The 12,046-nt window shown below is 75.1% G+C and carries 11 protein-coding genes; 7 read left to right on the top strand and 4 right to left on the bottom strand.

Going from position 1 to position 12,046, the window contains the following annotated elements; all coding sequences use genetic code 11:
- Position 1 precedes the first annotated feature (1 nt).
- A complete protein-coding gene (locus AFB00_RS04180; protein WP_068796121.1) occupies positions 2-1,036 on the bottom strand; it encodes a methyltransferase in 1,035 nt (344 codons plus the stop codon).
- Between the two features lie 163 nt (positions 1,037-1,199).
- On the opposite strand from AFB00_RS04180, the gene AFB00_RS04175 reads away from it, so the two are divergent.
- The 7 genes from AFB00_RS04175 to AFB00_RS04145 all read left to right on the top strand — a co-directional run bounded on the left by AFB00_RS04175 (position 1,200) and on the right by AFB00_RS04145 (position 8,168).
- Positions 1,200-2,036, top strand: a complete 837-nt coding sequence (locus tag AFB00_RS04175; RefSeq protein ID WP_068796120.1) for a TauD/TfdA dioxygenase family protein — start codon at positions 1,200-1,202, stop codon at positions 2,034-2,036.
- Positions 2,037-2,059: 23 nt separating this feature from the next.
- Positions 2,060-3,292 carry a cytochrome P450 family protein gene (locus AFB00_RS04170; protein ID WP_068796119.1) on the top strand — a complete coding sequence of 411 codons (1,233 nt, stop codon included), beginning with the start codon at positions 2,060-2,062 and terminating at the stop codon, positions 3,290-3,292.
- Positions 3,289-4,314 (top strand): pyridoxal phosphate-dependent aminotransferase, encoded by a 1,026-nt coding sequence (locus AFB00_RS04165; protein WP_197519744.1) that lies wholly within the window; start codon positions 3,289-3,291, stop codon positions 4,312-4,314. The genes AFB00_RS04170 and AFB00_RS04165 overlap by 4 nt, the downstream gene beginning before the upstream one ends.
- Positions 4,311-5,570, top strand: a complete 1,260-nt coding sequence (locus AFB00_RS04160) for an MFS transporter (RefSeq protein WP_068796118.1) — start codon at positions 4,311-4,313, stop codon at positions 5,568-5,570. Before AFB00_RS04165 ends, AFB00_RS04160 begins: the two co-directional genes overlap by 4 nt.
- A gap of 64 nt (positions 5,571-5,634) precedes the next feature.
- Positions 5,635-6,237, top strand: a complete 603-nt coding sequence (locus AFB00_RS04155) for a DoxX family membrane protein (protein WP_068796117.1) — start codon at positions 5,635-5,637, stop codon at positions 6,235-6,237.
- On the top strand, positions 6,234-7,148 hold the full coding sequence (locus AFB00_RS04150) for a phosphotransferase (protein ID WP_068796116.1): 915 nt from the start codon (positions 6,234-6,236) through the stop codon (positions 7,146-7,148). Before AFB00_RS04155 ends, AFB00_RS04150 begins: the two co-directional genes overlap by 4 nt.
- 225 nt (positions 7,149-7,373) lie before the next feature.
- Positions 7,374-8,168 (top strand): ESX secretion-associated protein EspG, encoded by a 795-nt coding sequence (locus tag AFB00_RS04145; RefSeq protein WP_068796115.1) that lies wholly within the window; start codon positions 7,374-7,376, stop codon positions 8,166-8,168.
- A gap of 15 nt (positions 8,169-8,183) precedes the next feature.
- On the opposite strand, the gene AFB00_RS04140 is transcribed toward AFB00_RS04145, so the two are convergent.
- The 3 genes from AFB00_RS04140 to AFB00_RS04130 all read right to left on the bottom strand — a co-directional run bounded on the left by AFB00_RS04140 (position 8,184) and on the right by AFB00_RS04130 (position 11,785).
- Complete coding sequence (locus tag AFB00_RS04140; RefSeq protein ID WP_068796114.1) at positions 8,184-9,167, bottom strand: aldo/keto reductase; 984 nt, start codon at positions 9,165-9,167, stop codon at positions 8,184-8,186.
- Positions 9,168-9,309: 142 nt separating this feature from the next.
- Entirely contained in the window at positions 9,310-11,151 is a 1,842-nt protein-coding gene (gene ilvD / locus AFB00_RS04135) for a dihydroxy-acid dehydratase (protein WP_068796113.1), read from the bottom strand.
- A 214-nt stretch (positions 11,152-11,365) separates the two neighbouring features.
- Positions 11,366-11,785 (bottom strand): PH domain-containing protein, encoded by a 420-nt coding sequence (locus tag AFB00_RS04130; RefSeq protein ID WP_197519743.1) that lies wholly within the window; start codon positions 11,783-11,785, stop codon positions 11,366-11,368.
- Positions 11,786-12,046 lie beyond the last annotated feature (261 nt).

The following is a 12,046-nucleotide window of genomic DNA, read 5'->3' as shown; positions in this document are numbered from 1 at the left end:
CTCACGCCCTGGCGTACTCCAGCACGACCAGCCCGTTCGCCCCGTCGTGGCGGCCACGGGGGACCAGGCCCGCGTCGGCGGCGAGGACGTCGAAGGCCTCGGGTGCGCGTTCCCGGCCGCCCAGCAGGGTCAGCGACTGCAGGTCGAACGACGCGTTGTTCTTCGCGTGCTCCTCCCCGGCCAGCACCTCGACCACCAGCACCCGGCCGCCGGGTGCGACGGCCTCGGCGCAGCGGCCCAGGATCCGGGTGGCGTCGTCGTCCGGCCAGTCGGTGAGCACCCGGGACACCATCAGGACGTCGTAGCCGGTGGGCAGCGGGTCCAGGAAGCTGCCGCCGACGAACCGGGCCCGTTCGCCCAGCCCGGCCCCGGCGAGGAACTCCTCGGCCTCCGGGGCGACCTCGGGCAGGTCGAGCACGGCGCCGTGCAGGTGCGGATGCGCGGACAGGACGGCCTCGAGCAGCGCCCCGGTGCCGCCGCCGACGTCGAGCACCCGGCCGACCGGGGCCCAGTCGTACCCGGCGGCCACCTCGGGGCCGGTCTGCCAGGCGAAGCCGGCCATCGTGGCGCCGAAGAACAGCCGCAGCCGCTCGTCGGCGCGGTAGTCCGACCAGAAGTCGCTGCCGTGCACCGCGGGGTAGGCCGACCGGCCGGTCCGGACGGCGTGCAGCATCCCGCCGTAGGCGAGGTCCATCCGCTGGCCCGGCCCGTCGGCGTCGAGCCAGGCCCGCAGCAGCGCGTTGCGGTCGTCCAGCAGCGCCTCGGAGATCCCGGTCAGCGCGTACCGGCCCGGCACGGGCTCGGCGAACAGCCCGGCCGTGACGAGGTGGCGCAGCAGCCGGGCGAGCGCGTCCGGGTCGGCCCCGCTGGCCGTGGCCAGCTCGCCGGCGGCGGTGTGGCCGTCGCGGACCAGCTCGGGCAGCCGCAGCGCGACCGCGGTGCGTACCGCGAACGGCGTCGCGAGATCGACGAGCGCGGCGAGCGCGGTGGTGCCCGCCGTGTGGTCGGCGGCGGCCTCGGCGGTCTCACGATTCACGGTGTTCCTTTCGACGAACGGGAGACGAAGTCGGATCCCTGCTGACGATGGCACCGCGGGCCGGACCCGACAAGGGCTCGCGACAATTCGATACTGCTGCGCCCTAGTCGATTCCGCGGATGTGGGACGGCTACCGAAGAATGTGTACGGAAAGGTTTGTCAGATGGTTTCGCTCGATGTCCGCCCCGTGTCCGGAGCACTCGGGGCCGAGGTGCGCGGGCTCGCGCTCGCCGACGTGGACGACGACGTGTTCGCCCGGCTGCACGAGCTGCTGCTCGAGCACCTCGTGCTGTTCCTCCCCGACAACGCCGGCCTCGCCGCGGCCGACCACGAGGCGTTCGGACGGCGGCTGGGGCCGCTGGAGGTCCACCCGTTCCTGCCGAAGCTGGACGGGCACGACGAGATCGTCGTCCTCGACTCCGACCAGGGGGCGAAGGCCGACGTCTGGCACACCGACGTCACGTTCTCCCCGGCCCCGCCGATCGCCTCGGTGCTGCAGATCGTGCAGGGCCCCGAGGTCGGCGGCGACACCATGTGGAGCAACCAGTACCTGGCCTACGAGGCGCTGTCCGCCCCGCTGCGGGAGCTGCTCGAGGGCCTCACCGCCCTGCACGTGTTCGAGCACCCGAACGGCTCCTACCGCAGCGAGGCCGAGCACCCCGTCGTCCGGGTGCACCCGGAGACGGGCCGGCGCTCGCTGTACGTGAACCGGATGTTCACCCGGCGCATCCCGCAGCTGACCCCGGGTGAGAGCACCGCGCTGCTGGCCCACCTGTTCGACGTCGGGGAGGGCCCGCAGCGGGTCTGCCGCTACCGCTGGACCGAGGGCGGGGTCGCGATCTGGGACAACCGGGCGACCCAGCACTACGCCGTCAACGACTACACCGGCCGCCGGGTCGGCCGCCGGGTCACCGTGCTCGGGGACCACCCGGAGGGCGAACCCGCGCGCTGGCCGCACCACCAGGCGGCCGGGATGAGCGCGACCGCGGTCAAGGACTGACCGGCACCGGACGGGAGACCGACATGAGCGAGACGACCACCACCGCCGGGTCCGAGGAGTTCCTCGAGACCTACTGGCGCGATCCGCACACCGCACTGGCCGGGGCCCGCCGGGACCACCCGGTCCGCGAGGTCACCTTCGAGACCGGCCCGACCTGGCTGGTCACCCGCTACGCCGACGTCCGGGCCGGGCTGGTCGACGACCGGCTCGCCAAGGACTGGCGGGCCTCGCTGCCGCCGGCCGAGCGGGCCGCGGCGCCGCCCGGGCTGCCCGCCCCGATGTCGCACATGCTGACCTCGCTCGACCCGCCGGAGCACACCCGGCTGCGCCGGCTGGTCACCCAGGCGTTCACCGCGCGGCGGATCGCGGCGCTGCGGCCGCGGGTCGAGAAGCTGGCCCACGACCTGCTCGACGCGCTGCCGGTCGACGAGCCGGTCGACCTCGTCGCCCGGTACGCGATCCCGTTGCCGATGGAGGTCATCTGCGAGCTCATCGGGGTGCCGGACCTGGACCGCGAGGACTTCGCGCACTGGTCGACGGTGCTCATCGACGAGTGCCCCGAGCCGGAGCTGATCCGGGCGTCGAACCAGATGGCCGACTACCTCGGCGGCCTGGTCGCGGCCCGCCGCCGCGACCCCGACGACGCGTTGCTCTCCGGCCTGATCGCCGCGTCGGAGGACGGCGAGCAGCTCTCCGACATCGAGATCGTCGCGATGGCGATGCTGCTGCTGATGGCCGGGCACGAGACGACGGCGGTGTTCGTCACGAACAGCGTCCGGGTGCTGCTGAAGGAGCCGGACGCGCTGGGCAGGCTGGCCTCGCCGGAGACCGCGCCCGCACTGGTCGAGGAGCTGCTGCGGTGGGCGTCGCCGGCGTTGAACGCGTCGCTGCGCTTCGCCACCGAGGACATGGAGATCGGCGGGACGGCGATCCCGCGCGGCGCCTCGGTGACCCTGTCCACCGGGGCCGCCAACCGGGACCCGGACCGGTTCGACGACCCGGCCCGGCTGGATCCCGACCGGGACACCGGCGGGCACGTCGCGTTCGGCCACGGCATCCACCGCTGCCTCGGCGCGGCGCTGGTCCGGCTGGAGGCCGACGTGGCGCTCACCGCCCTGTTCGGCCGGTTCCCGCACCTGCGGGCCACCGCACCGGAGGACGAGCTGACCTTCCGGCGCAGCGTGCACGTGCACGCCCCGCGGACGTTCCCGGTGCTGCTCGACCCCACCACCGACCACGATCAGGAGCGACCGTGACCCCCGCCGCGACCCCCGTCGTGCACCAGCTGTCGTTCAACGAGAACCACTGGCCCGTCCTGCCCGGGGTGCGCGAGGCACTCACGGCGTCGCTGGACACGATCGGCCACACCCTCGACGCCCTGTCGGAGAACCTGACCGCCGAGATCGCCCGGCGGCTCGGCGTGCCGGCGACCCGGGTCGTCGCGGGCGCGGGCTCGGGGGCGCTGCTGCAGCAGTTCCTCGCGGCGCACTGCAGCGCGGGGACCACCGTCGTGCACACCTCGCCGTCGTTCGCGATGTACCCGCTGCTGATCCGCAACACCGGCGCGGAGGCGGTCGCGGTGCCCGACGGCCCCCGGGGCAGCGACCTCGCCGCGGTGGCGAAGGCGGTCACCGAGGACACCCGGGTCGTGGTGCTCTGCAACCCGGACAACCCCACCGGCGAGGTGCTGGGCACCGCGGAGGTGCAGCAGCTGCTCGACGACCTGCCGCCGCACGTGCTGCTGCTCGTCGACGAGGCCTACCGCGAGTTCGCCGACCCGGACGCGGTCGCCGACGTGCTGGGCCTGGCCGCCCGCGACGACCGGGTCGCGGTGGTCCGCACCTTCTCCAAGTCGCACGGCCTGCTGGGCCTGCGGGTGGGCTACCTCGTCGCCGCGGACCGGGTCACGGCGCCGATCCGGCCGAGCACGGTGTTCTACCGGGTGCCGACGCCCGCCCAGGCCGCCGCGCTGGCGGCCATGGACGCCGAGGACCGGATGCGCGAGCAGTGCCGCGAGGTGGCCGCCGAGCGCGACCGCGTCCGTGACGGCCTGCTGGCACTCGGCTTCGACGTGCCGCCCAGCGGCGGCAACTTCGTGTGGGTCCGCCTCGGCGGGCGCAGCCGGGCGTTCGTCGAGCACCTCGCCGCCGCCGGGATCGCGGTGCGCGACCAGGACGGGATCGGGGTGCGGGTCAGCACCGGCCGCCCGCCGGCGAACGACGCCGTCCTCGCCGCCGCGGCCGGCTTCGACCCCGCCCCGGGCGGAGCGGCCCCGTGACCAGCAGCCCGGACACCCGGGAGGAGACCTCCGCGCCCGCGCCGTGGACGTCGCGGCTGTTCATGCCGTTCTACCTGCTCGCGTTCGCCGGCCTGATGGCGACGACGGCCACCCCGGTGGCGGTGACGCTCGCCCTGCGCGCCCAGCAGCTCTACGGCGAGGAGAAGACCGCCGTCCTGGCCACCACCCTGGCCATCGGCACGGTCTTCGCCTCGATCGCCCAGCCGCTGGGCGGCTGGCTCAGCGACCGCACCGTGTCCCGCTGGGGCCGTCGCCGGCCGTGGCTGGTGCTGGGCCTGCTCGGCGGGGTCGCGGGCCTGCTGGTGATCGCGCTGGTGCCGGAGCGCTGGGCGATGGTGCTCGGCTGGTCGATCGCGTCGCTGTTCCTCAACCTGGCGTTCTCGGCGTTGTTCGCGGTGCTCGCCGACCAGGTCCCGGCGGCGCGGCGCGGCCGGGTCTCCGGCTGGATCGGCGTCGCCCTGCAGGCCGGGCTGAGCGCCGGGACGTGGGGCGCGGTCTGGCTGGGCGACCAGCCGGTCGCGCTGTTCCTCGGCCCGGCGGCGTTCGCGGTGCTGACGACCGCGGCGCTGCTCGTCGTCCTGCCGGACCGGTCGGCCGACCCCGGGGCCCGCGGTGCGGCCGGGCGCGTCCCGTGGCGGGAGCGGCTCACCCTGCTGGCCCGCTACCGCGACTTCGGGTTCGTGTGGGCCGGCCGGTTCCTGCTGCTCACCGGCTACTACATCTTCTTCAACTTCCAGCTCTACACGCTGACCGACCACCTGGGCGTGACCGTCGCGGTCGCGACCTCGGTGGTGGCGCTGAACAGCACGCTCAGCGCGGTGCTGAAGCTCGTGGTGTCCCCGCTGGCCGGCTGGCTGTCCGACCGGCTCGGCAGGCGCCGGGTACTGGTGGGCTGCTCGGCGGTGCTGTTCGCGGTGTCGATGGTGCTGATCGCACTGGCCGACGACGTCACGACGTTCGTGCTGGGCGCCTCGGTCGGGTTCGTCGCCTACGGCGTCTTCCTGGCCGTGGACCTGGCGCTGGCCACCGAGGTGCTGCCGGAGGGCGACGCCAACGGCGGCTTCGGGCTGGGGCTCTACAACGTCGCCGGAACGGTCTCGCAGTCGCTCGCGCCGGTCGTCGCGGCGTCGGTGCTGGCCGTCTCGGGCAACAGCTACCCGCTGATGTACACCGTCGCGGCCGGCCTGGTGGCGGCGGCCGCGGTCACCGTGGTGTTCGTGCGGTCCGTCCGGTGAACGACCCGCGCGCCGCGCGCGAGGTCGGGAGCGCGGGGCCGGTGTCCCGGTAGGGTCCGGCCCCATGAGCGGGCCCACACAGCAGTACGACTGGGGCGGTTCCTCCGGGAACGAGCCCACCGAGCGGACCCGCCCGGAACGGCTCCCGGTCCCGGCGCACATCTCGTCGGACATCGGCCTGCTCGTGCTGCGGGTGGTGGTGGGCGCGTCGTTCGCCGCGGCCGGTGCCCGGAAGGTGTTCGGGGTGTTCGGCGGGATCGGCATGGACGGCACCGCCGCGGCGCTGTCCGAGCAGGGCTTCGCCGCGTTCGCCGGGCCGCTGGCCTGGGTGCTCGGCGTCGGGCAGCTCGTGCTCGGTGTGCTGCTCGTCGTCGGGCTGCTCACGCCGTTCGCCGCCGCCGGTCTGCTGGCGACGAAGGCCGTCGCGATCGCCGTGGCGTTGCTGCCGGTGCAGAGCGTCCCGCTGTTCACCTCCGACGGGCCGGACGCGATCGAGCCCGACCTGCTGCTCGGGGCCGGGGCCGCGGCCCTGCTGTTCGCCGGGGCCGGCCGGATCGCGCTGGACGCCGGGCGGACCTACCAGCGCCGTCCACTGCCCTGGTCGGTGCTCTGCCTGGTCGTCGCGGCGGGGGTCGCGCTGCTGGTCCTGTTCGTCCTGCGCCGGTGACCGAGGACCTCCCCGACGAGGTCTGGCTGCGACCGCTCGCGCGGCGGCGGCGGCGCCCGGTCCGGGTGACGGGCCGGGCGCCGCTCACCGGTGGCCACGCCTCCGGCGGTGCCGAGCGGATCGACCTGGACGACGGCACCCGGGTCGTCCTGAAGCGGTGCGGGCCGGTCGACGCGGCGGCGCTGCGGGCGGTCGCGGTGGTCGACGGCCCGGTCCGGCTGCCCCGGATGCTCGCCTCCGGAACCGGCTGGGTGCTGACCGACTTAGAGCCGGGCGCCCCGCTCGCTCCGGGCGACCCGGTTCCGGACGGGGTCTGGCGCACCCTGGCCCTGGTGCACGCGCACTGGCGGCGCAACCGGCCGCGCGGGGTGCCGGTCGTCGACCAGGCCTGGTGGGCCGGGCTCTGCGAGCGGGCGGCGGCAGTGTTCCCGCCCGGTGCCGGCCGGCCGGCCGTGGTGCGGGCCTGGGCGTCCGACGAGCGGATCGGCACCGCGCTGCGCGCGCTGCCCCGCACCCTGTGCCACGGCGACGCCCACCGCGGGAACGTCCACGCCGGGCCGTCCGGTGCGGTGCTGCTGGACTGGGGCAACGCCCGGGTCGCGGTGGGATCGCTGGACGCCGTGGTGCTCACCGCACCCCCGGCCGACGGGCCGGCGGACGCCCCGGCCGCGCCGGAACCGCCGATCTACCGGGAGACCCTGCACGCCGCGCTCGGCGCCCCGGACCCGCCGGCGATGATCGCCGTCGAGCGGGCCTGGGCCCGGGTGCAGGCGCACGTGCAGTACCTGCCGTTCGCCGCCGGGCACCAGGGCGACGAGCGGGTCGCCTCGATGGTGCGGGTCGTGCAGGAGGCGCTGGCGGAGCTGGGCGATGCGCTCGACCGCGCCCGGGCCCCGGGGGCGGCGGGATAGCGCCACCGGTCCGGTCGCCGCGGTGCGCCGTCCGCCGTGGCGACGGGTTCTCCCGAACCGCCGTGCCGCGGCGTCGACGGTCGTAGCGTGTGCCCGTGACGACGCTCCCGCACGCGCCGATCGGTTCGGTGGCGGGGCGTCGGCCGGGGTGGTGCGCCCACCGCACCGGCCGCCCCGTGCCCGGTGACACCGCGTCGACCGGGCCCCGGACGAGAAGGACACCCGATGACCCCCGCCCCCGACTGGTCCCGGGCGACGGTGCTGAGCGGCACCGAGCTCGACGTGGCCCGTGAGCTGCTGGGATTCGGCCCCGGCCCGGCCGTCCTGGGCCTGGTGAGCCCCGGGCCGACGACGACCGAGCGGGACCGGCTCGTCCGCGACGTCACCGCCGGGCTGCAGGGCCGCGGGCTCGTCCGCGACGGGCGTCCGGTCCCCGGGCTCGCCGAGGAGCTGGAGGTGCTGCTCCGGCCCGACGCCCGGCGGGAGGTGACCGTCGACGAGCCGCACCGGCAGCGGGCCGTGGTCGCGACCCGGGACCGGCGGGCGGTGCTCGCCGCCCGGGTGGGCGAGGAGATCGCGCTGCTGCGGGTCGATCCGGCACGGGCGTCCGCGGCGCTGGTCGCGCTGCTGGGGCCGGTCGTCCCGGGCCACGGGGCGCCCGTGCGCATCCCGTACCGGATCCTGCTCGACGTCGGTGACGCCTGTGCGGGCGACCGCTCCCGGCTCACCGCCGAGCTGCTGCGCCGTGGCGCGTCCGGGACCGAGACGGCGCTGGTGAACCGGATGGGGGAGTGCTACGCGCTCGCCGAGTTCGGCGCGGCGAGCGTGGGGCCGCGCGGGCCGCGCCGGGCGTCGTCGTTCCTGCTGGCGTTCGCGACCCCCACCGGCTGGTACTACCAGAGCCGCCCGGCCCCGGCCCGGCTCGGCGGCCGCCCGGCCGACACGGCCGTGGTCCGGTGCGGACCCGCCGACGCCGGCGCGCTCGCCGCCGAGCTGGACACCCTCGCCAGGGCCTGCTGACTCCGGCCTGCGCCCTCAGCGCCCGACGGTGCGCTGCAGGTGCGCCGGGTACCGCTCCCCGGTGACCCCGGACCCGGCCGCCTCGAGCTCGGCCAGCTCCCCGGCGGACAGGTGCAGCTCGGCGGCGGCGACGTTCTGCTCGAGGTAGCCGCGCCGCTTCGTCCCCGGGATCGGGACGACGTGGTCCCCGCGGCTCTGCACCCACGCGAGCGCGAGCTGGCCGGGCGTCGCGCCGTCGTCGCGCCGCTCGGCGACGGCCCGCACCGCGTCCACGACCGCCAGGTTCGCGCTCAGGTTGTCCGCGGAGAACCGGGGCAGGCCGCGGCGCATGTCGTTCTCGCCGAGCTGCCCGGCCGAGGTGATCGACCCGGTGAGGAAGCCGCGCCCGAGCGGGGAGAACGGGACGATCCCCACGCCGAGCTCCGCACACACCGGGGCCACGGAATCCTCGATGTCGCGGGTCCACAGCGACCACTCCGACTGCACCGCGGCCGGCGGGTGCACGGCGTGCGCGCGCCGCACGGTGTCGGCGCCGCACTCGGAGAGGCCGTAGTGCCGGATCGTCCCGGCGTCGATCAGCTCGCGCAGCGCGCCGACGGTGTCCTCGATCGGCGTGTCCGGGTCGACCCGGTGCTGGTAGTAGAGGTCGATGTGGTCGACGCCGAGCCGGCGCAGCGACTGCTCGACACACGTCCGGACGTAGGCCGGGTCGCCCTGGGCGGCCTGGTTGCCGTCCGCGTCGCGCACGATGCCGAACTTGGTCGCCAGCACGACCCGGTCCCGGCGGTCGGCGATCGCCCGGCCGACGAGCTCCTCGTTGGCGCCCCCGCCGTAGACGTTCGCCGTGTCCAGCAGGGTGACGCCGAGATCGAGGGCCCGGTGGATCGTCGCGATCGACTCGGACTCGTCACCGGCGCCGTAGCTCTGTGACATGCCCATGCAGCCGAGCCCCTGCGCGGAGACGGTCAGCGAGCCGAGCTTCCTGGTCCCGATAGCCATCCCCGCACGCTAGCCCTCGCCCGAGCACCCCGCCCCCCGGTCACTCATGGAGCTTCGGCCCGGTCTGACGAGGCCGAAGCTCCATGAGTGCGACGGGGAACGGGCGGGAACGGGCGGGCGGGAACGGGCGGGCGGAGCGGGCTCAGGGGATGCGGCGGACGGCGCCGGTGTCGGCGCTCGTCGCCAGGTGCGCGTAGGCGCGCAGGGCCCGGCTCACCGTGCGCTGCCGGTCCTTCGGCTGCCACGGACGCTCGCTGGTCTCCATCTTGGCCCGCCGGTCCGCCAGCACCTCCGGCTCGACCAGCACCTCCAGCGAGCGGGCCCGGACGTCGAGCCGGACCCGGTCACCGTTCTCGACGAGCGCGATCGTGCCGCCGGCCGCGGCCTCGGGGGAGATGTGCCCGACCGAGATGCCGGACGACCCGCCGGAGAACCGGCCGTCGGTGACCAGCGCGCAGGCCTTGCCGAGACCGGCGCCCTTCAGGAAGGCGGTCGGGTGCAGCATCTCCTGCATCCCCGGCCCGCCCGACGGGCCCTCGTAGCGGATGACCAGGACGTCGCCGGGCTTGATCTCCTTCTTCAGGATCGCGGAGGCCGCGTCCTCCTGGCTCTCCAGGACCACGGCCGGGCCCTCGAACTGCCAGATGTCCTCCGGGATCCCGGCGGTCTTGATCACCGCGCCGTCGACGGCGAGGTTGCCGCGCAGCACGGCGAGGCCGCCGTCGGCGGTGTAGGCGTGCTCCACGTCCCGGATGCATCCACCGGCGGCGTCGGTGTCCAGCGACGACCAGCGGTTCTCGGTGGAGAAGGCCTGCGTCGTCCGGACCCCGCCGGGAGCCGCGTGGTACAGCTCGACGGCGGTCTCCGACGGCGCCCCGGAACGGATGTCCCACTCGGTGAGCCACTGCTCCATCGACGGCGAGTGCGCGGTGTGCACCCCGGTGTTGAGCAGCCCGCCCCGCCACAGCTCGCCGAGCAGCGCCGGGATGCCGCCGGCCCGGTGCACGTCCTCCATGTGGTAGTCCGAGTTCGGCGCCACCTTGGACAGGCAGGGCACCCGGCGGGAGATCGCGTCGATGTCGTCGAGCGTGAAGTCGATCTCGCCCTCCTGCGCGGCGGCGAGGATGTGCAGCACGGTGTTGGTCGAGCCGCCCATCGCGACGTCGAGCGCCATCGCGTTCTCGAACGCCTCGCGGGTCGCGATGGTGCGCGGCAGGGCCGACGCGTCGTCGTCGCGGTACCAGCGGGTCGCCAGGTCCATCACGGTGCGCCCGGCGTTCAGGAACAGCTCGCGGCGGGCGGCGTGCGTGGCCAGCGTGGAGCCGTTGCCCGGCAGCGACAGCCCGAGCGCCTCGGTGAGGCAGTTCATCGAGTTCGCGGTGAACATGCCCGAGCAGGACCCGCAGGTCGGGCAGGCCGACCGCTCGACCTCGGACAGGCCGGCGTCGTCCACGTCGGGCGAGGCCGACGCCGAGATCGCGGTGATCAGGTCGGTCGGCGCCTGGGCGACCCCGCCGACGACGACCGCCTTGCCCGCCTCCATCGGCCCGCCGGAGACGAAGACGGTCGGGATGTTCAGCCGCATCGCCGCGTTGAGCATCCCCGGCGTGATCTTGTCGCAGTTGGAGATGCAGACCAGCGCGTCCGCGGCGTGCCCGTTCACCATGTACTCGACGGCGTCGGCGATCAGCTCGCGCGAGGGCAGCGAGTAGAGCATGCCGCCGTGGCCCATGGCGATGCCGTCGTCGACGGCGATCGTGTTGAACTCGCGCGCGGTCCCACCGGCCTCCTTCACCGCACCGGCGACGAGGTCACCCATGTCCTTGAGGTGCACGTGCCCCGGCACGAACTGGGTGTAGGAGTTGGCGATCGCGACGATCGGCTTGCCGAAGTCGTCGTCCTCCATGCCGGTCGCGCGCCAGAGCGAGCGCGCTCCGGCGGCGTTGCGGCCGTGGGTGGTGACGCGGGAACGCAGGGCGGGCATGTGCTCGGATCTCCAGGCTGGTCTTCGGCGGTGCCCGGGCGCGGGCACCGGGGACGGGTGCGTGCAGCACGGTCCGGGCGGGTGCGTCGCGGCGGTGGTGGGCGCGAGCCGGCCCGGGGCCGGTGCACGACGGCGGGGCGGGTCGGCGCCGGGTCGTCGCGTGCCGGTCGTGGGCAACGGTACGCGCCGTGCGGGACCGGCCGCAGGTGTGGGATCAGTCCCCGACCGGGTCCGCGACGCGTCCGGCCGACGCGAGCGACACCGCAGGCAGGTCCCGCACCCGCACCGCGGGCAGCCGGAGCTCCGAGGAGTCGGCGAGCACCGCGGACACCGACGAGCGCCCACCCAGGCGCAGGCCGCGCACCTCGTCCCAGCCGACCGAGCGCGACCCGGTCACGGTGCGCGCCGTGACGGAGTCCGGGTCGACGGTGGTGCGGGTGCGCAGCGTCCAGACGGCGACGGCGACCGGGACCAGCAGCAGCACCGCCGTCCACGGGAGGCTGGCGTAGAGCGGGAGCCCGCCGACGGCGAACACCAGCGCGACGACGATGGTCAGCCGCGACGGCGCGAAGACCAGGGCGCGGGCGCCCTCGCGGACCTGGCGCCCCTCCGCCTGCACGCGGGGGGTGATCACGACCCGCTCGTCCACATCCTGGGACGGTTCGGGTGACGCTGTCGCCGGGTCGGGAGCGTCGGTTCCCTGGTCATCGGTGCTGCTCACAGCCCCAGTGTGACACCGGCGGGCGGACGGTCGCACCGGAAGGGGTGTCATCGATTGACGCTGCGCGTGGGACGCGTGCTAGCGTCGGCGCCATGCTCTCCGTTCGAATTCTCGTACTTCCCGGGCGCGTCGCCGCCTGAGTTCGACCTCTCGAACGACGACGCGCTCACCCTC

It is taken from the genome of Pseudonocardia sp. HH130630-07 (assembly GCF_001698125.1).
Lineage (GTDB): Bacteria > Actinomycetota > Actinomycetes > Mycobacteriales > Pseudonocardiaceae > Pseudonocardia.
Note: the sequence above shows the minus strand (reverse complement) of the source record. Positions and strands in the feature narration are given on the sequence as shown.

Coding starts and splice junctions, on each gene's coding strand:
- AFB00_RS04175 (WP_068796120.1), top strand. CDS start 1,200: ATGGTTTCGCTCGATGTCCGCCCCGTGTCCGGAGCACTCGGGGCCGAG.
- AFB00_RS04170 (WP_068796119.1), top strand. CDS start 2,060: ATGAGCGAGACGACCACCACCGCCGGGTCCGAGGAGTTCCTCGAGACC.
- AFB00_RS04155 (WP_068796117.1), top strand. CDS start 5,635: ATGAGCGGGCCCACACAGCAGTACGACTGGGGCGGTTCCTCCGGGAAC.
- AFB00_RS04145 (WP_068796115.1), top strand. CDS start 7,374: ATGACCCCCGCCCCCGACTGGTCCCGGGCGACGGTGCTGAGCGGCACC.
- AFB00_RS04140 (WP_068796114.1), bottom strand. CDS start 9,167: ATGGCTATCGGGACCAGGAAGCTCGGCTCGCTGACCGTCTCCGCGCAG.
- ilvD (WP_068796113.1), bottom strand. CDS start 11,151: ATGCCCGCCCTGCGTTCCCGCGTCACCACCCACGGCCGCAACGCCGCC.